The sequence below is a fragment of the Streptomyces sp. NPDC091280 genome, from assembly GCF_044768565.1.
Taxonomy (GTDB): Bacteria; Actinomycetota; Actinomycetes; order Streptomycetales; family Streptomycetaceae; genus Streptomyces.
Map to the genome: position 1 here is coordinate 1,130,642 of NZ_JBIVUZ010000001.1, position 26,856 is coordinate 1,157,497.

The 26,856-nt window shown below is 69.1% G+C and carries 27 protein-coding genes and 1 pseudogene; 19 read left to right on the plus strand and 9 right to left on the minus strand.

The genetic code is table 11. The annotated features are described in order from the left end of the window. Window positions 1-32 precede the first annotated feature (32 nt). Entirely contained in the window at window positions 33-368 is a 336-nt protein-coding gene (locus tag ACIQPR_RS05225; RefSeq protein WP_403642111.1) for a hypothetical protein, read from the minus strand. A gap of 655 nt (window positions 369-1,023) precedes the next feature. Between ACIQPR_RS05225 and ACIQPR_RS05230 the strand changes: the two genes are divergently transcribed. The 15 genes from ACIQPR_RS05230 (at window position 1,024) to ACIQPR_RS05300 (ending at window position 13,975) form a co-directional block, all read left to right on the plus strand. After that, window positions 1,024-1,407, plus strand: a complete 384-nt coding sequence (locus ACIQPR_RS05230; protein WP_403642116.1) for a hypothetical protein — start codon at window positions 1,024-1,026, stop codon at window positions 1,405-1,407. Continuing rightward, window positions 1,404-1,721: a hypothetical protein gene (locus ACIQPR_RS05235; protein WP_403642119.1), complete on the plus strand. Its 318-nt coding sequence runs from the start codon at window positions 1,404-1,406 to the stop codon at window positions 1,719-1,721. Before ACIQPR_RS05230 ends, ACIQPR_RS05235 begins: the two co-directional genes overlap by 4 nt. A gap of 870 nt (window positions 1,722-2,591) precedes the next feature. Further along, window positions 2,592-2,945 (plus strand): hypothetical protein, encoded by a 354-nt coding sequence (locus ACIQPR_RS05240; protein ID WP_403642122.1) that lies wholly within the window; start codon window positions 2,592-2,594, stop codon window positions 2,943-2,945. Next, the gene (locus ACIQPR_RS05245; RefSeq protein ID WP_403642124.1) at window positions 2,938-3,351 is read left to right on the plus strand and encodes a minor capsid protein; all 414 of its coding nucleotides are present in this window, start codon (window positions 2,938-2,940) and stop codon (window positions 3,349-3,351) included. The genes ACIQPR_RS05240 and ACIQPR_RS05245 overlap by 8 nt, the downstream gene beginning before the upstream one ends. A gap of 11 nt (window positions 3,352-3,362) precedes the next feature. Further along, window positions 3,363-3,836, plus strand: coding sequence for a phage tail tube protein (locus ACIQPR_RS05250; RefSeq protein ID WP_403642127.1), 474 nt, complete (start codon window positions 3,363-3,365; stop codon window positions 3,834-3,836). Next, window positions 3,833-4,309 carry a hypothetical protein gene (locus tag ACIQPR_RS05255; protein WP_403642129.1) on the plus strand — a complete coding sequence of 159 codons (477 nt, stop codon included), beginning with the start codon at window positions 3,833-3,835 and terminating at the stop codon, window positions 4,307-4,309. Before ACIQPR_RS05250 ends, ACIQPR_RS05255 begins: the two co-directional genes overlap by 4 nt. Window positions 4,310-4,568: 259 nt before the next feature. Next, entirely contained in the window at window positions 4,569-6,968 is a 2,400-nt protein-coding gene (locus ACIQPR_RS05260) for a phage tail tape measure protein (RefSeq protein WP_403642131.1), read from the plus strand. A 3-nt stretch (window positions 6,969-6,971) separates the two neighbouring features. Next, on the plus strand, window positions 6,972-7,853 hold the full coding sequence (locus ACIQPR_RS05265) for a phage distal tail protein (protein ID WP_403642133.1): 882 nt from the start codon (window positions 6,972-6,974) through the stop codon (window positions 7,851-7,853). 12 nt (window positions 7,854-7,865) lie between these two features. Further along, on the plus strand, window positions 7,866-8,918 hold the full coding sequence (locus tag ACIQPR_RS05270; RefSeq protein WP_403642135.1) for a hypothetical protein: 1,053 nt from the start codon (window positions 7,866-7,868) through the stop codon (window positions 8,916-8,918). Between the two features lie 343 nt (window positions 8,919-9,261). Beyond that, window positions 9,262-10,356, plus strand: coding sequence for a hypothetical protein (locus tag ACIQPR_RS05275; protein WP_403642138.1), 1,095 nt, complete (start codon window positions 9,262-9,264; stop codon window positions 10,354-10,356). Window positions 10,357-10,376: 20 nt separating this feature from the next. Continuing rightward, window positions 10,377-11,183, plus strand: coding sequence for a hypothetical protein (locus ACIQPR_RS05280; protein ID WP_403642139.1), 807 nt, complete (start codon window positions 10,377-10,379; stop codon window positions 11,181-11,183). A gap of 31 nt (window positions 11,184-11,214) precedes the next feature. Continuing rightward, window positions 11,215-12,423, plus strand: coding sequence for a hypothetical protein (locus ACIQPR_RS05285; protein WP_403642142.1), 1,209 nt, complete (start codon window positions 11,215-11,217; stop codon window positions 12,421-12,423). 66 nt (window positions 12,424-12,489) lie between these two features. Beyond that, entirely contained in the window at window positions 12,490-13,407 is a 918-nt protein-coding gene (locus ACIQPR_RS05290) for a GH25 family lysozyme (RefSeq protein ID WP_403642144.1), read from the plus strand. A 74-nt stretch (window positions 13,408-13,481) separates the two neighbouring features. Beyond that, complete coding sequence (locus ACIQPR_RS05295; RefSeq protein ID WP_403642147.1) at window positions 13,482-13,718, plus strand: hypothetical protein; 237 nt, start codon at window positions 13,482-13,484, stop codon at window positions 13,716-13,718. 2 nt (window positions 13,719-13,720) lie between these two features. Beyond that, window positions 13,721-13,975 carry a hypothetical protein gene (locus ACIQPR_RS05300; protein WP_403642940.1) on the plus strand — a complete coding sequence of 85 codons (255 nt, stop codon included), beginning with the start codon at window positions 13,721-13,723 and terminating at the stop codon, window positions 13,973-13,975. Window positions 13,976-14,139: 164 nt separating this feature from the next. Here the strand turns inward: ACIQPR_RS05300 and ACIQPR_RS05305 are convergent, their stop codons facing one another. Both ACIQPR_RS05305 and ACIQPR_RS05310 read right to left on the minus strand, forming a co-directional pair. Beyond that, window positions 14,140-14,361, minus strand: a complete 222-nt coding sequence (locus ACIQPR_RS05305; RefSeq protein WP_403642150.1) for a DUF397 domain-containing protein — start codon at window positions 14,359-14,361, stop codon at window positions 14,140-14,142. Continuing rightward, the gene (locus ACIQPR_RS05310) at window positions 14,358-15,221 is read right to left on the minus strand and encodes a DUF5753 domain-containing protein (protein WP_403642153.1); all 864 of its coding nucleotides are present in this window, start codon (window positions 15,219-15,221) and stop codon (window positions 14,358-14,360) included. The genes ACIQPR_RS05305 and ACIQPR_RS05310 overlap by 4 nt, the downstream gene beginning before the upstream one ends. A 243-nt stretch (window positions 15,222-15,464) precedes the next feature. On the opposite strand from ACIQPR_RS05310, the gene ACIQPR_RS05315 reads away from it, so the two are divergent. The 4 genes from ACIQPR_RS05315 to ACIQPR_RS05330 all read left to right on the plus strand — a co-directional run bounded on the left by ACIQPR_RS05315 (window position 15,465) and on the right by ACIQPR_RS05330 (window position 18,531). After that, window positions 15,465-15,908 carry an ATP-binding protein gene (locus tag ACIQPR_RS05315; protein ID WP_403642156.1) on the plus strand — a complete coding sequence of 148 codons (444 nt, stop codon included), beginning with the start codon at window positions 15,465-15,467 and terminating at the stop codon, window positions 15,906-15,908. Then, entirely contained in the window at window positions 15,905-16,369 is a 465-nt protein-coding gene (locus tag ACIQPR_RS05320) for a hypothetical protein (protein WP_403642159.1), read from the plus strand. The genes ACIQPR_RS05315 and ACIQPR_RS05320 overlap by 4 nt, the downstream gene beginning before the upstream one ends. A 141-nt stretch (window positions 16,370-16,510) precedes the next feature. Then, window positions 16,511-17,395: a radical SAM protein gene (locus ACIQPR_RS05325; RefSeq protein ID WP_403642161.1), complete on the plus strand. Its 885-nt coding sequence runs from the start codon at window positions 16,511-16,513 to the stop codon at window positions 17,393-17,395. Beyond that, window positions 17,392-18,531, plus strand: a complete 1,140-nt coding sequence (locus ACIQPR_RS05330) for a methyltransferase domain-containing protein (RefSeq protein ID WP_403642164.1) — start codon at window positions 17,392-17,394, stop codon at window positions 18,529-18,531. The genes ACIQPR_RS05325 and ACIQPR_RS05330 overlap by 4 nt, the downstream gene beginning before the upstream one ends. A 112-nt stretch (window positions 18,532-18,643) precedes the next feature. Here the strand turns inward: ACIQPR_RS05330 and ACIQPR_RS05335 are convergent. From ACIQPR_RS05335 to ACIQPR_RS05360, 6 genes and pseudogenes are all read right to left on the minus strand, one after another. Further along, window positions 18,644-19,321 (minus strand): annotated as a pseudogene (locus tag ACIQPR_RS05335) (AMP-binding protein); the annotation flags it as partial. 39 nt (window positions 19,322-19,360) lie between these two features. Continuing rightward, window positions 19,361-20,491, minus strand: a complete 1,131-nt coding sequence (locus ACIQPR_RS05340) for an acyl-CoA dehydrogenase family protein (protein WP_403642167.1) — start codon at window positions 20,489-20,491, stop codon at window positions 19,361-19,363. A 42-nt stretch (window positions 20,492-20,533) separates the two neighbouring features. Then, window positions 20,534-22,384 (minus strand): acetyl/propionyl/methylcrotonyl-CoA carboxylase subunit alpha, encoded by a 1,851-nt coding sequence (locus ACIQPR_RS05345; protein WP_403642170.1) that lies wholly within the window; start codon window positions 22,382-22,384, stop codon window positions 20,534-20,536. 8 nt (window positions 22,385-22,392) lie between these two features. Continuing rightward, complete coding sequence (locus ACIQPR_RS05350) at window positions 22,393-23,991, minus strand: acyl-CoA carboxylase subunit beta (RefSeq protein ID WP_403642173.1); 1,599 nt, start codon at window positions 23,989-23,991, stop codon at window positions 22,393-22,395. Next, window positions 23,988-25,691: an acyclic terpene utilization AtuA family protein gene (locus tag ACIQPR_RS05355; protein ID WP_403642176.1), complete on the minus strand. Its 1,704-nt coding sequence runs from the start codon at window positions 25,689-25,691 to the stop codon at window positions 23,988-23,990. Before ACIQPR_RS05355 ends, ACIQPR_RS05350 begins: the two co-directional genes overlap by 4 nt. Next, on the minus strand, window positions 25,688-26,485 hold the full coding sequence (locus tag ACIQPR_RS05360; RefSeq protein WP_403642179.1) for a TIGR03084 family metal-binding protein: 798 nt from the start codon (window positions 26,483-26,485) through the stop codon (window positions 25,688-25,690). The genes ACIQPR_RS05355 and ACIQPR_RS05360 overlap by 4 nt, the downstream gene beginning before the upstream one ends. Window positions 26,486-26,856 lie beyond the last annotated feature (371 nt).

Below are 26,856 nucleotides of genomic sequence, written 5' to 3' on the forward strand. Positions count from 1 at the left end.
CCTGCCCGCGAGACAAAAGGAAGAATGCATTCTTAGCCCCCCGTGTCCCACGAAATGGCGTCAACCTTGATGGAGCGATCTCCAATTTCGAGAACTCGAATGAAGACAACGACCCCACCTCCGAATGTATCGAAACAGAACGCGTCGCCCTTGCGATAGCGCACCCCTGATACTTCTTCTGCGGAAAGCGGATTGGTGCCGATAACCTCGGTGCACTGGTCGCGGCTAGGCGTTCCAGCGCCCTCCCACCGGCCAACCTTCTCCACGGTCAGCCAGGCCAATTTTCCCGGGTCGTCCACGTCGAGTTCAACAGTTCCCCACGCCCCATCTGCACCAGATGTAGGCGGATTATTGTCGAAGTTCGTCATGCGGTCAGTGATACGCAGTGGACCTTGCCAGCGAACGGAGCGATCAGCCTCCTGACTCGCATCTCCGCCACTGGCCGTTTGCGCCCCGCCGCCGGCCACCGTTTTCGCTCCCGTGGCGTGACCGCCCCCGGTGTCAATGTTGTTGCCGCCACCATTGGTACATACACCACCACTGCACTTGTTGGTAGTGCACCCGGGAACGGAAAGCATCAACAGCAGCGCCAGAGTACCCACCATTCCAGAACGCCCGAACAAACGATCTCTCTGAATGAGCGACCTTAAATTCACCCACCCACCCCCAAAAAATATCGCAGTTGTGAACTGGATCGCACCTACCGAGGCGTACCGCTACCACTGGGCAATCCAATAACACTAGGCGATCCAGTACCGCCACTGTTGATCGAGTTGTTGTCTCCGTTCGTGCAGGCGGCACCACCAGAACAGTTGTTCTCATTTGAGATGGCGCTCTGGACGAGCAAACCGATGATCGCCGCAATGATCACAGCAGCGGCACCAATTAGAGCCGCCTTGATCGCAGTGTCCATGTCCCCCCCCCACGGTTGACCAATGTCATACCGCGCGCCTCATCCGATCACACCGAACGAGAGATTTCGTTCCGAACCGTTACAGATCATTACGAGTAAGGAGGTACTTAGTGCCCAGCCGCGTCTACGCCACCCCCGAGCAGGTGTGGACCGGCCCGCCCCCGCCGGACGCCGACCGGCTGCTCGCGCTGGCGTCCGAGGACATCGACGATGCCCTGTTGACAGCCGTCTACCGCACCGACAGCGCGGGCAGGCCGACCGATCCCAAGGTCGTGACCGCCCTCGCCGAGGCCGTGCGCGCACAGATCGAGTATTGGGCCGCGACCGGCGACGACGGCACGGGCGCGGCCGGCCGGTGGGATTCCGTGAGCATCGGCCCCGTGTCCCTGTCCGGCCGCAAGGACCCGCCCGCCGCCGCGGGCGACGTCGACCTCGCGCCGCGCACGCACCGCGCCCTCACGCGCGCCGGACTGCTGCCGGGGGTGATCTGGTGAACGTCCCCGAGTGGCTGCTCGTCCACCAGATCACCATCGAGCCGTACCGCGGCGACAGCGCGTACGGCCCGACGTACGGCCCGCCGGTCGCCGACGTCCGCGCCCTGGTCGCCGAGACCATCAAGACCGTGCGCGACCCCCAGGGGCGCGAGGTCACATCCACCGCGCAGATCATCGCCGCCCCCGACCTCGACTGTCCCGCCGAGTCCCGGATCACGCTCCCCACCGGCCGCACCACCAAGGCGATCAGCATCGCCCGCCACACCGCGCCCGGTCTGCCCGTGCCCGCCTGTACGGAGGTGAGTTGCGAGTGAACGCACTGCACTCAGCAACGCCGAACATGTTGCCGCCCATAGTGGCAACCTGAAGGGCGTTGAGTTGGAGCACACTGGCGCAGAAGGCGAAGCGTGCACGTGAGCCGTCCCGAAACGACGCGTAAAACTTGTCGCCGTTGCTATGGTTGAGGACAACTAGTAGGCCTACTTCAAGTTGGCCTACAAGTGAGATCCGTAGAGGGCAAGGGTGGGGCCTTGGCGTGACTGAGGCCCGGTTGGTGAGTTCTGGCGGGAACCAGGTCTCACAACAACTACGGCGGGAACCGCGCCCCTCTCCTCTGTTGATCTACAAAAGCAGAAGCCATACACAAGGAGACTGATCCTCCACGTGCCAGGACTCGGCGTGAGCCACGGTCTGGCCGCAGTTCACCCTGTGTACTGGTCTGCAACCGAGAGCCGCATACGAGAGAGCCGAGCCCCGGCGGGAACCGGGACTCGGCATATGAGACCCGGCGGGAACCGGGACTCAGCTTGTGTGTGCGATTGGGTGGGTCCGGCTGACTAGTCACCAGCCGGACCAGACTCAAGATCTGGTCCGTTCAGCCGCATTCACCCTGGCACGCCAGCGAGCTAGCGCATCAGCATCACCACAAGCCCCGTGAACGGGACGAGCGCACCCAAGATCGCAACCAGTGAGCGAACCCACATTGGTAGATCCTCTGGTTCTCGGCCGCCCTGTTCATCTTGCACGTGCCCGCTCCTCTCGCTGGAAGGCACCCCGCAGCGCGGGAACTTCGACCGCACGACACGGCCGAATGTGTGTGTGCGAGAGAGATCAGACGCCTCACAGGGTACAGCGCGTGTTCACCCCGTATGCCGGAACAAGGTTTATTCGGAGGTGAGTTGCCAGTGACCGCACGCGCACGCCTCACATGGAACGGCGCCGCCGCACTGCGCGGCACCCGCGCCGGCGCCGTCCGGGGTCTGCGCCTCGCCGCCGAACACGTCCTCGAACGCGCCCGCGCCCGCGTACCGATCGAAGAAGGCACCCTCGAACGATCCGGCGTCGCCTCGGTCGACGAGGAAGCGCTCACGTCCGCGGTCAGCTTCGACACCCCGTACGCGGTCCGGCAGCACGAAAACCTGAACTACCGGCACGACAGCGGCCGGTCGGCGAAGTACCTCGAAGGGCCGTTGACCGAGCAGGCCGACGCGGTCGCCGCGATCATCGCCGCCCAGGTGCGGAGGTCACTCCGTGGCTGATCTGCTCGACGGCCTCGCGCGCCACCTCGACGGCCTCGGCCTGGTCGACTACGACCCGACCGGCACGGTCGGCGATCTGTTCGTCGAGACGATGCCGCCCGCGCCCGACGCCGCCGTGTCCCTTGCGCTGTACGACGGGCCCGCACCGGAGTCCCGCGACGACGCCGAGCAGCGCCGGCTACAGGTGCGCGTGCGCGGCGGGCCCGACCCGCGTGTCTCCCGCAACCGCGCCGAGGCCCTGTACCGCGCGTTGCACGGCCTCGCCGGCGTGCAGTTGCCCGACGGGACATGGCTCACGCTCGCCGCCGCTCGCGGCACCCCCGCCCCGATGGGCGCCGACAGCAACGGCCGTCATGAGCACGTCGTGAACTTCGACCTCGACGTCTCCGGCCCCGCACCCACGTAAGGAGTTCCCGCATGGCAGGCAGCAGCCGGCCCATTGACGCCCGCGGATGGCTGTTCGAGGTCGAGGACGCGAACGCGACCACGAACACGTGGCTTCCCCTCGCCGGCCTCAGCACCTTCACTCACTCGCCCGGGGAGAACGAGGAGAGCGTCGACACGACCGTGTTCGAGTCCGACGGCCAGTACGAACAGGACGTCATGCAGCGCGGCGCGTCCCTGTCCGTCGAGGGGCAGTACCGCATCGACAAGACCACCAAGGCCCAGGACCCCGGACAGGCGTACATCGACCACGAGTGGACGAACCGCCTCGGGTTCGAGTCCCGCAACAGGATCAGGTGGCGGCACGAGACACAGACGCAGTGGGTCGTGTGGGACGCCACCGTGACGCCCGGCGAGCAGGGCGGAGGCAACAACGACAAGACGTCATGGTCGGCGACCATGACCAGGTGTGGCGCCGCGACCACGGAACCGGTGGTGACCACGTGAGCGAGCACGACCTCGACCTCGACGACGAGCAGCAGCTCGCCGACGCCGAGGGCACGGCGGACTTCGACGCGTTTTTCGCCGAGGAGTCCGCCACCCGCCCCCGGCAGTCCCTCACCCTGTACGGCACCGGCTACCAGCTGCCCGAGTCCCTGCCGCTCATGTTCACGTTGCAGATGGAGCGCGTACAGCACTCCAGCGACGCCGACGACGTACGGAAGATGCTCGCCACCCTCTACGGTGCCGACGTCCTCGACACTTGGGCCGAGCGCGGTATGACCGACCGGCAGCTCGGCGTCGTGCTGATCTACTCGGCCGCCAACATCCGCCGCCCCGGCAGCTGCACCATGCAGCGCGCCGCCCAGCTGTACGAGCGGCAGGAAGCGGGAAAAGCAGCCGCGCCGAACAGGGCGCAGCGCAGGGCGACCCCGAAGAAGACGAAGAAGAAGGGGCGGAGTTCTGGCACGCGGTCCTGACGCACTGGACCGCCGTCGAGGGCGACCTCGCCCGCGAGTACGGCCTCGCCGCCCGTGACCTCGCCGCCCTGTCCACCCGCCGGTTCCTCGCCCTGGTCGCCGGTCTGCCGGGCGAGTCCCGGTTCGCCCGCGCATGGTCGCGCACCCCCCGCAAGGTGACCAGCGCCGCCGAGATCGCCGCTATCACCGGCATCCCCGCCGCGTAGCCGGTCCGCCCGGCGACCGCGCCGGATGACCCCCTGACGGGAGGTGATCCGGCGTGGCACTGACCGTCGGCGAACTGCTCGCCACGATCGAGGTCGACGACCGCCCGGCCGCCGCGGGCATGCAGCGCACCGAGGACCGGATGCGCGCGACCGGCCTACGGCTGGTCACCGACGCCGACAGCGCCGGCCAGCAGGCCGGCGACGCGATCGGCGACGGCATGGCCGACGGAAGCGACGACGCCGCCGGCGCGGGCGCCGGGGCGTTGAAGGCGTTCGGATGGGCCGCCGTCGGCGCCGGTATCGGCGCCGCCCTGATGACCGGCGTGGGGCAGGCCCTCGAACAGGGCAAGATCCCCGGCACGCTGCGGGCCCAACTCGGCACCACTGGCCCTATTGCGAAGAAGTACGGCGAGGCCGCCGGCGACCTGTACGGCGGGGCGATCGTCGACTCGGTCGAGGAAGGCGTCGAGGCCATCAAGGGCATCGCCCGAAACGGCCTGCTACCCCCGGAAGCGACACAGACCCAGGTCGAGACCCTGGGAAAGCAGGTCGCCGACACGGCCGCCGTCATGGGCGAGGACGTCGGCAAGGTAACCCGCGCCGTCGGCACGATGCTGAAGACCGGCATTGCCGATTCGGCCGAGGAAGCCCTCGACGTATTGGTCAAGGGCACGCAGAACGGCGTGAACGTCGCCGAGGATCTGCTCGACACATACGCGGAATACCCGACGCAGTTCCGTGACCTTGGCCTCGACGCGAAAACGTCCATGGGCATTCTGCAACAGGGGTTGCAGGGCGGCGCGCGCGACGCCGATATCGTCGCCGACGCGCTTAAAGAACTGAATATCAGGGTCAAGGACGGAAGCGGCGCCGAGGGACTTAAGGCACTCGGTCTGAACGCCGACCAGATGGCCGTGGCATTCGCCAAGGGCGGGCCGCAGGCAAAGGCGGCACTGGACACCATCACCGACCGGCTACGGGCGGTGAAGGACCCCACCGAGCGTTTCCGGCTGGCACAGCAGCTGCTCGGCACGCAGTCCGAAGACCTGTCGCGCGCCCTGATGAACATCGACCCGAGCGGCGCGGTAAACGCCCTCGGCAAGGTCAAGGGCGCCACCGACGCCGCAGGCGACGCGATGCGCGACAACGCGGCGACCAAGTTCGAGATGTTCAAGCGCGGCGCCATGCAGACGCTCGTCAACGTCATGGGCACGTACGTGGTGCCGGCCCTGACGACCGGCGCCGACTACGCCCTCAAGTTCGGCAGGGGCGTTGCGACCGCGGCGGGTTTCGTCTCCGACCACTCGACGGAGTTCAAGGCCGCCGCCGTTCTCGTCACCACGTTCTTTCTGCCGACACTGGTCGCCCTCGCGGCACAGGCGTGGACCACGTCGACGGCCGTCGTCGCTGGCTGGATCGCCCAGGGGACCGCCGGAACGGGGGCGGCAGGATCGTTCCTCGCGGCGAACACGGCGATTCTCGCCGGTTGGGTCGCCCAGGGAGCCGCCGCGGTCGCCACCTCGGCGAGCGTGGTCGGCGCCTGGATCGCCATGGGCGTACAGGCCACGATCCAGGCCGCGCGCATGGCCGCAGCGTGGATCGTGTCCATGCTCCCGGTCGCCCTGGTGATCGCCGCCGTTGTCGGTCTGGTCGCGCTGATCGTCGCCAACTGGGATTCGATCGTCAAATACACCACGTTGGCTTGGGATTGGGTCTGGAACAAGGTCAAATCCGTTGGCCAATTCCTGCTGGACCTGTTCCTGAAGTGGACGATAGTCGGCATCGTCATATCGCATTGGGACGCGATAAAGACCGGCACCCTGAGCGTCTGGAATTCCGTCGTTTCATTCGTCAAGAGTCTGCCGCAGAAGCTCATCAGTTTCTTTTTGAACTGGACTCTTCCGGGCCTGATCATCAAGCACTGGCAGAGCATCAAGACCGGCACGGTCAACAAGGCGACGGAACTTCTCAATTGGGTGCGGGGACTCCCGGGGCACATATCGTCTTCGCTCGGCAGTCTTAAGGATCTGCTGTACAGCAAGGGAACCGATCTGGTTCGCGGCCTGTTCAAGGGCGTTCAGTCGATGGGTAGTTGGCTGAAATCGCAGCTGATCTCTTTTGCGAAGAACATGATTCCGGGGCCCATTGCAAAGGCGCTCGGAATCAATTCCCCGTCCAAGGTGATGGCGCGCAAGGTCGGCCGTTGGATTCCCGCCGGCGTCGTCGCCGGTATCCGCTCCGGACAGGGCGCCCTCTCCCGCGTCATGTCCACGCTCGTCACCCCGCCCGCCGTTCCCGCCCTCGCGGGCATGGGCGCGGGCGGGTACGACTCCCCGTTCGCCGCCGCCCAGAGCGGCCCTGCGGTGCACGTCGAGCACTGGCACGCCGCCGAGAACGGCACCCCCGACGACAACGCCCGCGCGCTCGCGTGGCTGGCCAAGGCGAGGGGGTGAGCCGTGGCCGCTGGTGACCAGGTGACCCGGCCGGGGCACGTGCAGTACGGCGAGCTGCTGCTCGGCCCCGGCACCCCCTACGGGTGGCGTTCGCTCGGGGGTTGGGAAGACCTTCCCGCCCTCGACTCCGGGACCGTGGCGCGGTCCGACGCGCACGGCGCGTTCCCCGGCCGACTGCTCGCACAGGCCCGCACGATCACCCTCGACGGCCTGCTCGTGCGGGCCCCCCGCGCCACCATCGGCGCGGTAGTCGCCGCCCTCAACTCCCGCACGGTGCCCGTCGAGGACGAACAGCCGCTCGTCGTCTGGCTCGACGAGCGCGGGCCCCTGCTCGCGTACGCCCGCGCCACCCGCCGGGCGGTCCCCGTCGGCCTCGGGTACCGCCTCGGGACCATCGTCGGCGGGGCGATCGAATGGCAGGCGACCGACCCGCGCCGGTACGAACTCGCCGAGCGCACGGTGTCGGCGACCCTGCCCATGTCCGAGGCCGGTCTGTCGTGGCCGCTTTCGTGGCCGCTCCCGTTCGGCAACCCGGGCAGTACCGGCGCCCTGTCGACGTCAAACGTCGGGGGCGCCGAGACCCATCCCGTTGTGGAGTTCCGGGGCCCGGTGACCCGGCCGTCGTTGACCAACCTCGCGACCGGCGACGCGATCGAGTACGACATCCCGCTCGCCGCCGGCGACGTGCTCGCCGTCGACACCCTCGCCGGGACGGTCGTCCTCAACAGCACGGCCTCGCGGATCTACACCGCGACCTCGCGCAGCGTGCCCGAGCAGACGTTCACGCTCGCCCCCGGCATCACGAACCTGATCTTCCGCGCCGCGCCCGGCAGCAACGACCCGACGGCGTCGGCGACCGTGCGCTACCGCTCGGCCCACTGGTAAGGAGAACCCACCGTGACCGTGCGTTCCGCATGGCTGCTGCCGCTCACGCAGACTCGCGAGGACACCCGCCTTACGCCGGTCGGCACGTTCGCGCCCGAGTCCGAGATGCGCACTCGCGACGGCGTGATCGCCGGCGGGAACCCGTTCGCCGCGACCGGCGCGGGCGCGATGTCCCTACAGATCGGTGTCGGCCGCGCCCAGGTGCAGGGCACCGACGCCCAGGGCGCCTACCCGGTATCGGTCGACGCCCCGGCCGTCCTCACGTTCGCCGACGGCGAGGCGCAGTTCGCCCGTATCGACTCCGTCGCCCTGCGCGTGTACGACCAGCTGTTCGACCAGGCTGGCCAGAACCTCGCCGCCGTCGAGATCATCCGGGGCACGGGGTCGGCGACCCCGGCCGCGCCGACCCTGCCCTCGGCCTGCCTGCGCCTGTGGGACGTGACCGTACCCGCGGGCGCCTCAGCCGGCGTGGGCGGTATCGACTGGAGCAGCGCGCTTGGCGACCGGCGCCGCTTCACCAGTGGCTACGGCGGGATCATCCCGCGCGGGTACGGCCTCGCCTTCAACGGCGCGTACGACGGCCAGTACCGCGACAACGGCACCGGACTGGATCGTTGGAACGCCGCCGCCGGCGCGTGGCAGGCGTACCCGCCCGTCCCGACCCGCCCCCTGGTGACGGAGCAGGCCGCCGACCCGCCGCTCAACCAGACCGGCGCGTTCGTCGACTTCACCGCCGCCGCCTGGCCCCGTATCACCTTCACCGTGCCCCCGTCCGGCGCCGTTTTCATCACCGTCGGGGGACAGGTCTCCAACCGCAACACCACCGCCGCCACGGCATGGATGACGTGGCGGGCGACCGGCGCATACACCGAGGCCCACGGCGGGCGCAACGGGATCAGCGCACAGGCTGGCCGTGTCATCGCCTCGCGCCGTGTCTACCGCTACGGCCTGACCCCGGGCGGACAGGTCACGCTCATTCCCGGCTGGAACATCAGCAGCGGCAGCAGCACCGGCACCGACGTGTTCGTACGCGACGGCCAACTCACCGTCGAATTCGTTCCGTAGCCACTACTGACCACTTCCACCACCCAGCGCCCGGTATATGGCCACCAAGGCGGCACACACGCCCACCGTGCCCCCAAAGCCAATTCCCGCACGCTGAAGGACATCGGACCAGTCGGCCCCTGCCGACCGCGCACCCCATGCAGCAATCGCCCCTATCAGCATCGCCAACAGCACTACGAGACCTATCGCCAACAGGCGCGCGGTCCTTCCGTTACCCATCTTCGACGCTCCCCCACTCGATCGGTCAGCAGTTCTAGTGCCGGGCTAACGACCTAGTACCGGGAGAAGACACTGAGTAGACACGACCGATTCCCATCGCGTTGTGCGCAGTAAGGGGGAAGTCTTGTCATCCCCCTACCGCTTGTTGTTCTGCGATCTGCGTAGCGATCAGCTGCTCGACGCACTGCCCGTACAGGGCGTCGCCCTCGACGACTACATCGGCAAGACCGGCCGCCTGACCGGCACCGTGCCGATCCCCAACCGCGCCGTGGCGGAGCGGGCCCGCCGGGCGATCGTGCCCGGCCGAACGGCCGTGTGGGTCGAGCGGGGGCGCGAAATCTGGTGGGGCGGAATCCTGTGGACGCTCGCCCTCGCCTCGGACGCCCGCGGGTTCCTCGGCGCGCAGATTCAGGCCGGCGGGTGGGAGTCGTACCTGTACCGCCGACTGCTGTACGACACGCAGACCGCCGAGCAGGTCGACCAATTCGACATCGTGCGCGGCCTGGTCGACTACGTGCAGAACACCCCCGGCGGGAACGTCGGGATCACCTACGACACCACGACGTCCGGCATCCTGCGCGACCGCACGTACCTGCGGTACGACCTACCGGCCGTGGGCGACCTGCTCGACGACCTCGCCGCCGTCGAGGACGGGTTCGAGTGGCGTATCGCGAGCTTCCGCGACACCGACGGCCGCCGCGTGAAACAGCTTCAACTCGGACACCCCGTCATCCGCGCGGGCGCGTCCGAGGTCGTCCTCGACCACCCCGGCCCAGTCCTGTCCTACACATGGCCGGTCGACGCCACGGCCAAGGCGAACGCGTGGCAGTCCCGCGGCGCGTCCGTGAACACCAACCAGGCCGCCGACTCCTACCCGCTCACCTCGCCCGTGCTGGTCGACGACGCCGATATCGCCGTCGGCTGGCCGCGCCTCGACGGCTCCAGCGACTACACGACGGTTGACGTACAGGGCACCCTCGACGCCCACGCCCGCGCCGACTGGACCGCTGCCCGCAACCCGGTGCAGATACCCGAGGTCGAGGTCTTGCTCGGCGGGAACATCGCGCCGGCCCTGCTCGGCGCCACGGTCCGGCTCCGTATCCGCGACCTGTGGCACCCCGACACCCTCGACGCCCGGTACCGCGTCGTCGGCCTGTCCATCACACCGCCCGAGCGAGGCCGCCCCGAGACGGCCCGCCTGTACCTGGAGGTTCCCTAGTGGCGTACGTCCCGCAAGACGTGCTGGACCGAATCGCCGCCCTCGAACGCGAGCTACGTCAACTGCGCGGCCGGGCGCAGATGCGGCCCGCCCTCAACCAGGTGTTGAACGGCGACGTCGTGATCGGCGAGGGCGGCCGGTTGATCGCCCTCGCCCCGAACGGCAACCGCATCTTCATGACCGGCCAGACCCCCGCAGGAGACTGGGCCGTCGGCATCGCACGCCCCACGGACGGCACGGCCGCCCTCACCGTCGGCGACGAGAACAACGACAGTGGCGCCGGCCAGATGATCCGCATGTGGAACCGCGACCAGGGCAACCCCGATGTGCTCGTGATGGATGACGCGTTCTCCGAGCGGTTCCTCGGCCGCCCGTGGATGCCCATCGGCCTGTACCCGACCGCGCGCCAGTCCTACACCGGCACCACCTACGACACCGCATGGTGGGGCGCCAGCCCCGCACACAACGCGGTCGCCGTGATCGTCGTGTTCACGTACGCCGGGACCGGCGGGGGACAGGTCAAGGTCTCCGCGACCCCGTCCGGCGGCACCGCGCGGACGCTCGCCGAGTACGACGTCGCCGCGAACACGTGGACACAGCGCACCATCGAGGCCCCCCTCGACGGTGTCGAGTTCCTGCAAACGGTCGTGTGGGACGTCAGCCACCGCGCCAAGACCAGCGGGCAGAACGTCGAGACCCGCATGTACCGCGCGTACACCCGGAACACCTTCACGGCGGACGAGGCACCCGACGTTCCCGTACGGACCGCCGCCACGGTCGCCGCCGCCGGCGCTGTCATCACCGCCGAGGCCGACGAGGGGGTGTGATGTGCTGCCCGAGGGCATCCCCACAGTCCGCGTGACCGGACGGTTCCTGTCCCCCGACGGCCAGCCCCTGTCCGGGCAAGTCGTCTTCCGCGCGCCGGCTTTGATCACGTTCGGTGCGTACGACGTGATCCTCGGCGGGCCCGTCATGGTCCCGCTCGACGCCACGGGCGCGTTCGCCGTCGTACTGCCCTCCACCGACGCCCCCGGCATGAACCCGAGCAGCTGGTCGTACACGGTCGCCGAACAGCTCGCGGGCGTGTCCATGAACCGTGTCTATCAGGTCCTCTTGCCTGCCAACGCGCCCGAGGTCGACCTCGCCGACATCGCGCCGACCGACCCCTCGACCCCGACCTACGTCGCCGTACGCGGCGACAGCGCTTACGAGGTCGCTGTCAAGGCCGGTTTCGTCGGGACCGTGGCCCAGTGGCTCGCGTCCCTGATCGGCTCCGCCGGAGCAGCAGGCGCCACGGGTGCGACCGGAGCGACCGGAGCGACCGGCGCACCCGGAGCGACGGGAGCAGCAGGAGCGACCGGCCAGCAAGGGCCGAAGGGCGACCAGGGCGCGGCGGGCACACCGGGCGTCGTCCAGTCCGTCAACGGCATCTCGTCCGCCGCGATCGTCCTCGCCGCCGCCGACGTGGGGGCAGTCGCCACGACCGCGCTCGGCGCCGCATCCGGGGTCGCCACCCTCGGCACCGACGGCATCCTCACGAGTGCTCAGCGCCCCACCTACACCGCCGCCCAGGTGGGCGCCATCGCCACCGGCACGGCCGTACTCCTCACCGGGGCCCAGACCGTTGCCGGCAACAAGACGTTCAGCGGCAACGTGATCGTGCAGGGCGTCGGCCAGACGCAGGCCGTCACAAAGGCCGCCGACACCTCCCGCACCAGTACCGCCACCGTCGCCGCCGACACGCACCTGACCCTGCCTGTGGTCGCCAGCGCGACCTACATCGTCGAGGCCGTTCTCGTGTGGACCAACGGGGGCGGAGGCTTCCGCGCCAGCTGGACCGCGCCGAGCGGCGCAACGATGGTGTGGACCGACAACGACGGCGCCGGCGCCTCGGCCCTCGGCACCGACCTGACGTTCAGCGCCACTACCGGGACCACCTTCCAAGGCGCGTTGATCGCCGGCACCACGGCCGGAAGCCTCACGCTCCGTTGGGCGCAGAACAGTTCCAACAGCGCCGCAACGGTCCTGCTCGCCGGCTGCTACCTCAAGCTCGAACGCGTCGCCTGACCCTCATCACTCCCGTACGCCCCGCGCACCGCGCCGGGCGTTTTTTCATGTCTGGAGACACCCACCATGACCAGCACCTCGCGCGGCATCGACGTTTCCGCGTACCAGCCCGCCCAGGACTGGAAGGCACTCAAGGCCGACGGCCTCACCTTCGCTTTCGCCAAGGCGAGCGAGGGACAGAAGACCCACGACCCCAAGTTCGCGACCCACATCAAGGGCATCAAGGCCGCCGGTCTGATCGCAGGCGCCTACCACTTCGCGTGGCCGAACCAGTCCGCCGCCACCGAGGCCGAGAACTACATCGCCGCCGTCAAGGCGTACGCCGGCCCCGGCTTCCTGCACTGGCTCGACCTTGAGCGCTACAGCGACGGCCGCAACTACAAGGGCCTGTCGGCCGCCCAGATCAAGGCGTACGCCACGGTGTGGATCGCCGCGGTGAAGAAGGCGTTCCCCGGACAGGTCGTCGGCATCTACACGTCCGCCTCGGACATCGCCGCCGGGCACGTCCCGTCGGGCATTCCCCTGTGGTACCCGGCGTACCCGTGGGGCGCCGCGACCTACGCCCGAGCAGAGGCCGCTACCCGGCCCAAGCCGAGCGGGCGCACCGTCACGTTCTGGCAGTTCACTTCGACCCCCGTCGACCGGAACATCGCGTACTTGTCCCCCTCGGCACTGCGCGAGTGGGCCCAGGGCGACACCGACGACGGCGACGAGCCGAAGACGTACACCCCGCCGAAGTACCCGACCGGCCTCGCCCCGAACAAGGCCAAGCCGTCGGCCGTCACACTTCAGCGCGCGCTCAAGGCCGCCGGCTACATGGCCAAGTCCGTTGCCGAGTCGCCGAACTACGGACCCAGGACTCAGGCCGGGGTCGTCAAGTTCCACAACGCGCACCCGGCCTACCGCGCCAAGGGCAAGACGTCCGACCCGGCCATCGGCCCGAACGGTTGGGCCGCCCTCTTCCGCCTCGCCTACGCCAAGTAGCCACCCCTCGCCCGCTCCGGCACCGCGCCGGGGCGGGCCCCTGTATCCGTGCTCTCAGAAACGAGGAACCCCTCATGACCCCCGCCAGCAAGCGCACCGTCCGCACCGTCATTCAGGGCGTCGTCATGTTCGCCGTCGCCCTCCCCGCCATCGTCAGCGCGTCCGGCATTCCGGAGTCCCTTCCGTGGGTCGCCGGCGCCCTGGTCGTCGCCGCCGGCCTCGCGCGGGTCATGGCGCTGCCCGTCGTAGAGCAGCTGCTCGACCGGGTCGGCCTCGGCCTGGTCGACGACGACCAGGGCGGTAGCGCGTGACCATGCCGCCCACGCCCGAGCAGTCGGTCGCCGTTGAGTTGGAGAAGCTACGCGGCACGATGGCCGAGGGGTTCGCCCGAGTCGACGGTTCCCTCGCCCTGCTCGTACAGCGCGGCGACCAGACCGACCGGCAACTCACGGACCACGACCAGCGCCTCGACGCCCTCGAACACGCCCGTTGGCCCCTGCCGTCGCTCGCCGCCTTGGTCGCCGTCGTCGGCCTCGCAGTATCCCTGTGGCAGCTCGCCCGTCAGTGAGCACCGCCGCCCACATCAGTGCCCCTTCAACCGTAGGCACCAGCCACAATGCCCCCACGCGGCCCGAATGGCCGCGTGGGGGCATTGTGTCGTTTCGCGCCGCCCGCTCGCCGTAGGCTCACACCGCCCCACACACCGACTGGCCGTCGCCTTGGTCCGGCTCTCTACTCAAGACCGCCGAATCGGCCCGTGGCCGCAGCGATAACGAACGGGGTCACCTGCTCGCGGGTGAACAACAGCGCAGGCCCGTGCGGGTTCTTGCTGTCCCGAATGGCGATCGTCTCCTCATCGACTATCCCGCACTCGACGCACTGCGCCCCGCTGTCGGAGAACGAGGACTTCCACCACTCCACTGGGAGGGTGGAGGCGTCGTCAACTTGGCTCATGTGCTCTTCCTTATCTCGGTGATCAGTTCCGCCGAAGCCTCGACCGACTCAGCAGAAGACGAGAGGCGTTGCCACGCATCGCGGTGTGTGGCGACCTTGCCGCGGTCCTCGATGTACAGGGCTGACGTCAGCGACTCGGCGTGTACGACATCGAGGTCAGGGTGTGGACCGAACCCCAGGATGGTGAACGTGCCCATCTGTCCAACGTGCAACCGAGCGTCCGAACGCAGTACCTGAATGTTGACGTTCGGACGCTTCCCCATGGAGAGCAGCCGTCCCAACTGCTCATGCATCAGGCTCGCGTCGTCGGAGGTCGACCGTAGAGCCTGCTCGGCGATGATCGCCCACAGTGCGAGCGGTTCCTCGCGCGTGAGCACGGCCTGACGTGCGAGGCGGACCTCGACCAGAGCGTCGACACGGGCCTCGATTGCTTCCGACATCGCCGTCGCGCGGATGATCTCGCGTGCGTACTCAGCCGTCTGAAGAAGCCCAGGGATCACGCCGAGTTGCCACGTCGAGACCGATTCGGCCTCGGCCTCAAGGCTGATCAGATCCTCGTACACGGGAGTGAGGACGCCCCGGTACGAGTGCCACCAGCCGCGTTGTCCGCCCTCTTTGGTGAGCTTGACCAGGGCCGCGCGCAGTTCGTCGCTGACCTCGCGGCCAAGCTGTACGTACAGGTTGAGCAGATCCTCGACGTCCTTCGCCTTGGCCGCGCTCTTGGCCGTTTCCATCCTTGACAGCTTCGAAGAGATGAACGTCCCCTCGGACCTGTCCGCGACCTCATCAAGAGTGAGGTCGCCGCGCAGAGCACGCAATTTCGCGCCCAGTCGCCGCCGGCGCACGGTAGGCGCACTCACGGTTTCCCCCTCCTGGTCGGTGTCTTGTCCATCAGTCTGCCGTGCCCCTTCATCGCCTGTCACCTGCTGACTTACCACCTTGCCCCCTCTTCCTGGCGTCATATGCAATTTTCTACACGAGCATGTGAGCCCTTGCGATGAGGTGAGTCTGAGGAGCACTCTGGGGGAGAGAAATGCGATTTCACCCACACGCGTGTGACGAAATGCCATGCTCGTGTTGGGACTTGCCCGTGAGGGGACACCATGATCGAGCGACGGCGGGACACCATGCCCGCCATCCATGCAGTCCAACTTGGCCCACCGCCAGTTCTGTTACTGGCAAGTGAGCCCAAGTCAGCCAAAGTTGCACGCGAGTTCGTACGTGAGTACGTCGTACACAACTTCCCGGAAGCGTCCGAGGACTACGTCGAGACGATCGTCTTGGTCACATGCGAGCTGGTCACCAACTCGATTCGATACGGCACCCGGCCCGACGACTCCGTACGCATCGAACTCGACACCGACAACACCCGAACACGCGTCGAGGTACACGACGCCGTACGACGACGCCCCCACCGCCAGCCGGAATCCAACCTCCGGGACCACGGGAGAGGCTTGATCATCCTCGACGCCCTGTGCCCTGGTAACTGGGGAGTCAACGACACCCGGGACGGCAAAGCCGTGTGGGCAGTGGTGAAGGCATCATGACCGGACCCGAAGCAAAGGCACCGCCCGTCGCGGGATTCGTCGCCGGCATCTGCCTGGCAACCGGCGTGCATCAGAAGCACCTGTTCCCCGTCGCCCAACTGATCGCCTATCACGCGGCACCACGCCTCGAAAACGAGAGCGTCGACAGCATCCGTGCGGGCATGCAGGCATTCGCGGATGCTCTCAACCTCGGGCCATACGACGGCCCCCCACCCCACATCGGGCACCGTATCCGCATACGGCAGGGCACTCCGTGGCTCGACTACGGCGACGGCGAGAAACGGCTCGGCCTGTCCGCGGCGCGGTCGTGGCTGGATGTGGTCGAGGCCGGCGGACCAGTCCGAATCGCGGTCGTGTTCGACCCCCTCGGCTCCGATTCTGGGCAAGCCTCAGTCGCCGAGCACGTACTCGTATGCCACGCGCGGGGCGCAATGCGCTGGGGCACGACGTACCACGTCTGACCACCACGCGGCGAACGGGCCGCCCCGGAGTGATGTAGACCCCGGGCCGACCCGCCGCGGTCGAGAGTACAAGCCCGACTGTGTGCCTGCGCTCATTCCCGGACGCACAGCGGATCACCACCACTACGGGAGGAACACGGCATGACCACAGCAACACGCACAGCCATTCAATCCGTCGAGCTTGAGATCACCGGCACATGCCAACTCAGGTGCACGCACTGCTGCACCGAGTCGGGCCCCAAGGCATCCCACGGAGACATGACCCGCGAAGACTGGCAGCGAGTCATCACAGACATCGCCGAACTCGGCATCCCCGCCGTGCAGTTCATCGGCGGCGAGCCGACCCTCGCCCCCTACCTGCCCGAGTACATCGACCACGCCCTCGCCGCCGGCCTCAAGGTCGAGGTGTATTCCAACCTGACCCACATCCGCCCCGGCCTTTGGTCCGCGTTCCAGCGCCCCGGCGTCTGCCTCGCCACCAGCTACTACAGCGACCGCGCCGAAGAACACGAGCAGATCACGAACGGCCCCGGCAGCTACCAGCGCACCCGCGGCAACATCAGCGAGGCCGTAAGCCGCGGCATCCCGCTCCGCGTCGGCATCGTTGAGGTACTGGAAGGACAGCGAGTCGACCAGACACAAGCCGAACTGCGCCAACTCGGCGTGTCAGCGATCAAGGTCGACCACATGCGCAAGGTAGGCCGTGCCGCCGACTCCGCAACGTCGATTCCAAGCACGTCCGAACTGTGCGGCAACTGCTTCCGGCGTCGAGTATCGGTCGACCCGAACGGGGCCGTGTCCGGCTGCATTCTGTCGCGGTTCCTGGTCGCCGGTAACGTCCACGAGCAGCCCCTCGCCGCCATCCTCCACAGCGACCGATGGCAGGACCTCATCAAGGCCGTACCAGCACCCCGCAGCGCATGCGGGCCGGACGATTCAAGCGACTGCGACCCCGCCGGTACCGAAGCGTGCGACCCTGCATACTTCGCCCCCGACCCGACGCCCAGTCTCGGAGGGACCGCGTGATCTGGGAAACCGCCGCCGGAAACCTCGCCAACCGCACCACTCACAGATCGTCACGGTGGCGCGGACCAGTCGCCCGCACGCCGCGGCACCTGTTCGTGCCCCAGTGGTGGGAAGTCGACGAAGGGCAATGGACGCTGCGCGAACCGGTGAACGACGAGGAATGGTTCCGCGCCGCCTACGCCGACCGCTCGCTGATCACGCGCGTCGGCCGGTTACATGCGGACTGCGCCAAATCCGACGATCACCCCGCGGGCCGGCCGACGTCCTCGGCGACACTGCCCAGTCTCATCGTCGGGATGTTCCAGCACGCACGGCTTGAGGACGGCGACGAACTACTCGACATCGGAACCGGCAGCGGCTACGGAACGGCCCTAGCCGCCCAGCGTCTCGGGGCGGACGCGGTCACAAGCGTGGACGTCGACGACTACCTCATCGAGGCCGCACGCGACCGCCTCGACCTGATGGGTCTACGCCCCACCGTCGAAGCCATCGACGCGACCGGCCCCCTGCCCTTCCTTCCGAAGACGTTCGACCGCATCGTCGCAACGGTCGCCGTCCGCAGCATCCCGGCGAGCTGGCTCACGGCCATGTCCAACGGGGGACGACTGGTCACCACCATCGCCGGTACCTCGCTGCTCGTCACCGCGGACAAGCAACCCGACGGGGGCGCATCGGGGCGTGTGGAGTGGGACCGTGCCGGATTCATGCACGCCCGCCACGGCACCGACTACCCGCCCGCCCTGTCTCTTCTGCTCGCCACCGCGAAGGAGCAGGAAGGAGAGGAGGTCACAACGGGCCCCTATCCAGTCGTCGACGTGACGAACGCATGGGATCTGGATTCCATGCTCAGCCTCACGGCCCCGGGTATCGAACACGATTACCGCACGGACGGCGACCAGCGAACCGCCGTCATGGCGCACGCAGATGGATCGTGGGCACGCGCAACGGCAGTCGGGAATGAACAACCGGTCGTCCACCAAGGCGGGCCGCGTCGCCTGTGGGATCTGCTCGACGAGGCTCGCGCCTACTGGCTCAGTCACGGCGAACTGCCCGTACGCGGGGCGCGCGTCATGATCAAACCAGACGGGACGACAATCCTCGCTCGCGGCGGGTGGCATGTGAAACTCACGCCCTGAGTCGGCTTGGCCGCCCCCCTCTCCCAAGGGGGCGGCCAAGTCCCGCAACACAGTCGACCCCGGCACTATGACCACGGGTGCCGGGGTCGACTGCCGCTCGGTGTCCTTTAGACCCACTGACGTGGAAGAACGGCAGGACGGCGAGGATGCGGTCGCCCGGCCCGGCGGGCACGACCGCGTCCAACTGGGCCAGATTCGTGGCTATTTGACTGTGCGTCAGCATGACGCCCTTGGGGACGCCGGTCGTTCCCGAGGAGTACGGGAGGGCCGCGACGTCCGCGACGGGGTCGATGTCGACGACCGGCTCGGGGGCCGTCGAGGCGAGCATGTCGGCCAGCGAGCGGTGTCCGGGCGCGCTGTCGCAGACGAATATCTCCTCGACCCCGCCCGCGAGTTCGGCGGCCCGGCGGGCGGACTCCAGGAACGGCGACACCGTGACGATCCAGCGGGCCGCCGCGTCCCGCAACTGCTTGGCGAACTCCTCCGGCGTGGCGAGCGGGTGCACCGTCGTGACGGCGGCACCCGCGCGCGTGGCCGCGTAGAAGGCCAGCGGGAAGGCGACCGTGTTCGGGCTGTGCAGCGCGAGGACGTCCCCCTTGCGCACCCCCGCCTCCGCGAGCCCCGCCGCGACACTGCGGTGGAACCGGTCCACCTGGGCGTACGTGAGGGTCGTCCCGTCCGTGCCGTCGATCAGCGCGGGCTCCTCCGCGAACGCCGCGGCCCCGCCCAACACCGCGTCGTGGATGGGCAGTTCTACGGCCGGAACGTCTGCGTACTCGCTGCGGAACATGGCTCCTCCTGGCACGAACGGGCGTGGGCCGCCCAGCGGCTAGTACGACTTGGGCAGGCCCAGGGTCTGGTGGGAGACGTAGTTGAGAATCATCTCCCGGCTCACCGGGGCAATACGAGCCACGCGCGAGGCGGTTATCAACGACGCGAGCCCGAACTCGCGCGTGAGACCGTTCCCGCCGAGGGTGTGCACCGACTGGTCCACGGCCCGCACACACGCCTCCCCCGCCGCGTACTTGGCCATGTTCGCCGCCTCGCCCGCGCCGACGTCGTCGCCCGCGTCGTACAGATACGCGGCCTTCTGCATCATCAGACGTGCCAGTTCCAGTTCGATGTGCGCCTGGGCGAGCGGGTGCGCCACCGCCTGGTGGGCGCCGATGGGCGCGTCCCACACGGTGCGTTCCCGCGCGTACTCGATCGCCCGCGCGAGCGCGAAGCGGCCCATGCCGATCGCGAAGGCGGCCGTCATGACGCGTTCGGGGTTGAGCCCGGCGAAGAGCTGGAGCAGCCCGGCGTCCTCGTCCCCGACGAGCGCCTCGGCCGGCAGCCGTACGTCGTCCAGGGTCAGCTCGAACTGCTTCTCCACCGCCTGGAGTTCCATGTCGATCGGGCGGCGCGTGAAGCCCTCCGCGTCGCGCGGGACGATGAACAGGCAGGGCTTGAGACGGCCCGTGCGGGCGTCCTCCGTACGGCCGACGATCAGCGTCGCGTCGGCCAGGTCCACACCGGAGATGAAGACCTTGCGGCCGGTGAGCAGCCAGTCCGCGCCGTCCCTGCGGGCGGTGGTGGTGATGCGGTGGCTGTTGGAACCGGCGTCGGGTTCGGTGATGCCGAAGGCCATGGTGCGGGTGCCGTCCGCCAGCGCGGGCAGCCAGGTCCGCTTCTGCTCCTCCGTGCCGAAGCGGGCGATCACCGTGCCGCAGATCGCCGGTGACACGACCATCATGAGGAGCGGGCAGCCCGCGGCTCCCAACTCCTCCAGGACTATGGAGAGTTCGGAGATGCCGCCGCCTCCACCGCCGTACGCCTCAGGCAGGTTGACGCCGAGATAGCCCAACTTGGCCGCCTCGGACCAGAGTTGCTCCCGGTCGTAGGCCCGGCCGTGGCGTTTGCCGAGGGCGGCGACCGCCGAGCGCAGGGCCTTGTGTTCTTCGGTCTCGGTCGTGGGCATGTGACTCCTTCGTTGTGGCTGGTCGCGCAGTTCCCCGCGCCCCTAGGTGGGGTGCACTACTGCCAGCAGGGAAGCGAGCTGGACCTGTTGGCCAGGTACGGCGTTGAGAGCCGTCAACTGGCCTGTCACCGGTGCTGTGATCTTGTGTTCCATCTTCATCGCCTCCAGCCAGAGGAGGGGGTCTCCGGCCTTCACGGCGGCTCCTACGGCCAGGCCGTCCGCGACCCTCACCACCGTGCCGGGCATGGGGGCGAGGAGGGAGCCGGGCGCGAGTTGGGCCGCCGGGTCCGGGAAGCGGGGCAGGGACGTCAGGGTCGTCGCGTTCACGTACACCTGGTCGTCGCCGTACCGTGCCACCTCGAACTTCCTTCGTACGCCGTCCACTTCGAGTACGACGAGACCGGCGTCGGCGTGGACGACGCGTACCCCTTCCGCGGTCAGGCCGTCCCTCGTGTGGCGGTAGTGGACCTCGTGCTCCTCGCCCGCCATGACGTAGCGCTTCACCTGCGGCTGGGACGGCAGGTTGCGCCAGCCGCCGCCGAACCGGGAGCGGCCGTGGGCGTCGGCGAGGGCCGCGGCCAGCGGAGCGTGCGGGTCGGGGGCCGCGGTGGTGAGGTCGGCGAGGTGGCGGTCGTAGAAGCCGGTGTCCATCGCGGCGGTCGTGAACTCCTCGTGGCGCAGGGAGCGTACGAGGAGGTCGCGGTTGGTCACCGGGCCGTGGACGGTCGCCCGGTCGAGGGCCCCGGCGAGTTTCCGGAGGGCCTGCGCGCGGGTGGGGGCGTGGGCCACGACCTTGGCGAGCATCGGGTCGTAGTGGACGCCGATGTCGTCGCCGCCGGTGTAGCCGGTGTCGAGGCGGACGCCGGCCGGGACGGCGAGATGGTGCAGGGTGCCGGTCTGGGGCGTCCAGTCGTGGGCCGGGTCCTCGGCGTAGAGGCGGGCCTCGACGGCGTGGCCGTGGGGGCGGGGCGGTTCACTGTCGAGGGGGTGGCCTTCGGCGACCTGGAGTTGCAAGGTCACCAGGTCGATGCCGAACACGGCCTCCGTCACCGGGTGTTCGACCTGGAGCCGGGTGTTCATTTCGAGGAAGTGGGGCCTGCCGTCGCGGGAGACGAGGAACTCGACGGTTCCGGCGCCCTCGTAGGCGACGGCGCGGGCGGCGCGGGTGGCCGACTCGTGCAGTTCCCGGGTGAGTTGCTCCGTCAGGCCGGGCGCCGGGGACTCCTCGATCACCTTCTGGTGGCGGCGCTGGAGGGAGCAGTCGCGGGTGCCGAGGGCCCAGACCGTGCCGTGGGTGTCGGCGAGGATCTGCACCTCGACGTGCCGGCCGCCCTCCACATAGGGCTCGACGAAGACCTCGCCGTCACCGAAGGCGCTGACCGCCTCGGCGCGGGCCGCCGTCAACTCGGCCTCCAGATCGGCGAGTTCGCGTACGACGCGCATGCCGCGTCCGCCGCCGCCCGCCGCCGCCTTGACCAGGACGGGAAGGTCGGCCTCGGTGACACGCTCCAGGGAGGCGATCCCCATGAGTTCCTTGGCGCGGGTCTTGGAGGCCATCGCCTCGATCGCCTCGGGGGGCGGCCCGATCCACACCAGGCCGGCGTCCCGCACCGCGCGGGCGAAGTCGGCGTTCTCGGAGAGGAAGCCGTAGCCGGGATGGACGGCGTCGGCGCCCGCCGCGAGGGCCGCCTTCACGATCAAGTCGCCCCGCAGATAGGTGTCCTGGGGCGTCGACCCGGGCAGCCGTACGGTCGTGTCGGCCTCGCGGGTGTGCAGCGCGTGCGCGTCGGCGTCGGAGTGCACGGCCACGGTCCGGATGCCCAGTTCACGGCAGGTGCGGAAGACCCGGCAGGCGATCTCGCCCCGGTTGGCGACCAGTACTGTCGAAATCACGTGATCCCTCACATCCGGAAGACGCCGAAGCCACCGCGCGCGCCCTCGAAGGGCGCGGTGTGGAGGGCGGACAGGCACAGGCCGAGGACGGTGCGGGTGTCGCGCGGGTCGATGACACCGTCGTCGTACAACCGCCCCGACAGGAACATCGGCAGGGACTCGGACTCGATCTGCTGCTCCACCATGGCGCGCAGCGCCGCGTCCGCGTCCTCGTCGTAGGGCCGCCCCTTGGCCGCGGCGGACTGGCGGGCGACGATCGACAGGACACCGGCGAGTTGCTGGGGGCCCATGACGGCCGACTTGGCGCTGGGCCAGGCGAAGAGGAAACGGGGATCGAAGGCGCGCCCGCACATGCCGTAGTGGCCGGCGCCGTACGAGGCGCCCATCAGCACGGACAGATGCGGTACGCGGCTGTTGCTCACCGCGTTGATCATCATCGCGCCGTGCTTGATGATGCCGCCCTGCTCGTACTCCTTGCCGACCATGTAGCCGGTGGTGTTGTGCAGGAACAGCAGGGGGATGTCGCGCTGGTTGGCCAACTGGATGAACTGGGCGGCCTTTTGGGACTCCTGGCTGAACAGGACCCCTTGGGCGTTCGCCAGGACGCCGACCGGATAGCCGTGGAGGGCGGCCCAGCCCGTCACCAGGCTGGTGCCGTAGAGGGGCTTGAACTCGTCGAAGTCGGAGGCGTCGACGAGCCGGGCGACGACCTCGCGCGGATCGAAGGGCGTCCTGAGATCCCCCGGGACGATGCCCAGCAGCTCGTCCTCGTCGTACTTGGGGGGCGCGGCCGGGCCCGGATCGCCGTACGCCTTGCGGTGGTTGAGGCGGGCGACGACACGGCGCGCCTGCCGCAGCGCGTCCTGCTCGTCGACAGCGAAGTGGTCGGCGAGCCCCGACACGCGCGCGTGCATCTCGGCACCGCCGAGCGACTCGTCGTCGCTCTCCTCGCCAATCGCCATCTTCACCAGCGGCGGCCCGCCGAGGAACACCTTCGCGCGCTCCTTGACCATGATCACGTGGTCGGACATGCCGGGGACGTAGGCGCCGCCGGCGGTCGAGTTCCCGAAGACGACCGCGATCGTCGGGATACCGGCGGCCGAAAGGCGGGTCAGATCACGGAAGACGGCGCCGCCCGGGATGAAGATCTCCTTCTGGGACGGCAGATCGGCGCCACCGGACTCCACGAGGCTGATGCAGGGCAGCCGGTTGGCGAGCGCGATGTGGTTGGCCCGCAACGCCTTCTTCAACGACCACGGGTTGCTCGCACCGCCGCGCACCGTCGGGTCGTTGGCGGTGATCAGGCACTCCACGCCCTCCACCACCCCGATCCCGGTGACGAGCGCGGCACCGACCGCGTAGTCGCTGCCCCACGCGGCGAGCGGCGACAGTTCGAGGAACGGCGTGTCGGGGTCGAGGAGCAGCTCGATGCGTTCGCGGGCGAGCAACTTGCCGCGGGCGCGGTGCCGTTCGACATACTTCGGCCCGCCGCCCGCCAGCGCCTTCGCGTGCTCGGCGTCCAGCTCGGCGAGCCTGGTGAGCATCGTCTCGCGGTTGGCCCGGTAGTCGGGACCGTTGAGGTCCAGGGCGGACGGAAGGACGGTCACAGCAGGGCCTCCGGAATGTCCAGTCGACGGGAACGCAGCCACTCCCCCAGGGCCTTGGCCTGCGGATCGAAACGGTGCTGGGCCGCGACACCCTCGCCGAGAATGCCCTCGACGACGAAGTTGAGCGCGCAAAGACCGGGCAGCACATGCCGGACCACCGTGAACTCGGCCGTCTCCGGCAGGAGTTGGCGGAAGCGTTCGACGGTCAGCGCATGGGCGAGCCAGCGCCACGCCTCATCCGTACGCGCCCACACCCCCACGTTGGCGTTTCCTCCCTTGTCACCGCTACGGGCCCCCGCGACCAGACCAAGGGCCGCCCGCGCCGTGGGCCCGTCCGGCGCAGGCCCGGGGAGGGCAGGCTGCGGAACGTCCTCCAGTACGAGGGTGTCGTGGGCCGGGGCCACGGCGACCCGGCGACCGTCGTGGAGGACGGCGACATGCTCGACGGCGCCATGAGGGACATACACATCGTCGAAGACGCCATAGGGCGCTCCCTTTCCAGGTGGGGTCAGCACATGGAAGCCCGGGTAACTGGCCAGCGCGAGTTCGACGGCGGCGGCGCTCAACGCCCGCCCCACGACCTCCTGCTCGGCGTCCCGGACGACCAGCCGCAGCAGCGCACTGGCCGTCTCCTCGGTGGCCGCGTCGGCGTGATCAGTACGGGCGAGATCCCAACGGAGTTCACCGGGACGGGACTTGGCGTCGCCGAACGCGAGATCCAGCTGCTCCCGGACGAGCGCGGCCTTGCGCTCGATGTCGAGCCCGGTGAGGACGAAGGTGACCTCGTTGCGGAAGCCCCCCAGCCGATTGAGCCCGACCTTGAGACGCGGCGGCGGGGCCTCCCCCCGCACCCCGTCGATCCGCACCCGGTCGGGCCCGTCCTCACCGAGCCGGATCGTGTCGAGGCGGGCGGTGACGTCGGGTCCGGCGTACCGGGCGCCCTGCGTCTCGTAGAGCAGCTGGGCGGTGACGGTGCCGATGTCGACGACGCCACCCGTGCCGGGATGCTTGGTGATGACGCAGGAGCCGTCCTCATGGATCTCGGCGAGCGGAAAGCCGGGACGGCGCAGCTTCCCGGCCGGGTGCTCGGTGAAGAAGGCGTAGTTGCCGCCGGTGGCCTGGGTCCCGCACTCCAGGACGTGTCCGGCGACCACGGCACCCGCGAGCCGGTCGTACTCCCCGGCCCCCCACCCGAAGTGGGCGACCGCGGGGCCGGTGACCAGGGCCGCGTCGGTGACCCGCCCGGTGACCACGACGTCCGCGCCGGCGTCGAGACAGGCGGCGATACCGAACCCGCCGAGGTAGGCATGGGCGGCGAGCGCCCCCGGATACCGGTCGACGAGATCGTCCCCCTCGACATGCGCGACCCGCACCGCTATCCCCAGCCGATCGGCCAACTTCCTTACGGCGTCGGCGAGTCCGGCCGGATTGAGCCCGCCCGCGTTGGTGACGATCCGCACCCCGCGCTCGTGGGCGAGGCCGAGGCACTCCTCCAACTGCTTCAGAAAGGTGCGGGCGTACCCGGCGCTCGGGTCCTTGAGCCGATCCCGGCCCAGGATGAGCATGGTGAGTTCGGCGAGGTAGTCACCGGTGAGGACGTCCAGCGGGCCGTCGGTGAGCATCTCCCGCAGGGCGTCGAAGCGGTCGCCGTAGAACCCGGAGGCGTTGCCTATGCGCAGGGGCGCCACGCGGGGGCTCACTGGCCGGCCCCCTTGCTCGGCGGCCGTCCGGCACCGGGCGGCCCGGCGAAGGCCTGCGCGATGTCGAGCCAGCGACCGGCGTCCGGACCCTCGGCCAGCACCGCGAGGTCGTCGCGGTGGGCTCGCTGGGTCACGAGCAGACAGAAGTCGAGGGCGGGACCGGTGACCCGCTGGGGGGCGTCGTCGGGGCCGTAGACCCACAACTCGCCCGAAGGGGCGACGAGTTCGACCCGGAACTCCGCGCCGGGCGGCGTCAGCCCACGCACCCCGAAGGCGAAGTCCCGCGCCCGTACTCCGATGCGCGCCACATGCCGGAGCCGGTCCGTGGGCGGGCGGACCACACCCACGGCGTCCGCCACGTCCTGGCCGTGGGCCCAGGTCTCCATGAGCCGGCCGGTGGCCATGGAGGCGGCCGACATGGGTGGGCCGTACCAGGGGAAGCGGGTGCCGGCCGGTGCGGCGCGCAGGGCGTCGAGCAGCGCGGTCCGCCCGGCCCGCCACCCGGCGAGCAACTGGGCGGGCGGTTGCGCGGCCCCCTCGCTCGCCCCCTGGTCCACGAACGACTCGGGAGCGGCGAGCGCCTTCTCCACCAACCCGTGGAACGCGCGCTCGTCCGTCACGGCGAGCAGCGCCGAGTGGTCGGTCCAGGCCAGGTGGGCGATCTGGTGGGCGACGGTCCAGCGGGCGGCGGGAGTCGCGACCGCCCACCCCTCCGGGCTCAACTCGGCTACCAGCCGGTCGAGTTCCTCGCTCTCCTCACGCAGGTCGTCGAACACGTGCGTCGGATCGGACATGGGGGGAGCATGGCAGGGGTGCTGGAAACAATCAAGCGTGCTTGCATTATTTGGTGGGATGGTGCTTGCGGGCGTTGTGAGGTTGCTGTTGGGCCACTCGCTTCTTTGTCAGAGTCGGGCTTCCACGGACCGAGTAAAGGGCGCTCCCTGCGGTCGCGTCGGCTTCGCCGATGACCCTCCGGGTCACCCTTGACACGGTCCGCTCCAGCCCGGTGGAGAAGCGAGCGAGCGGCCCGGAGGAGCGGGGGGCCTGGGCGAGTCGGCCCCTTACGTGGGCTGCGTACGCGGCCGGTGCTACGGGGCGCATCCGCATCTCGCCAGCACGCCGCGCCGGTTCAGCGGCCAACGGCCAGTGGCAGACCAAACCTCCG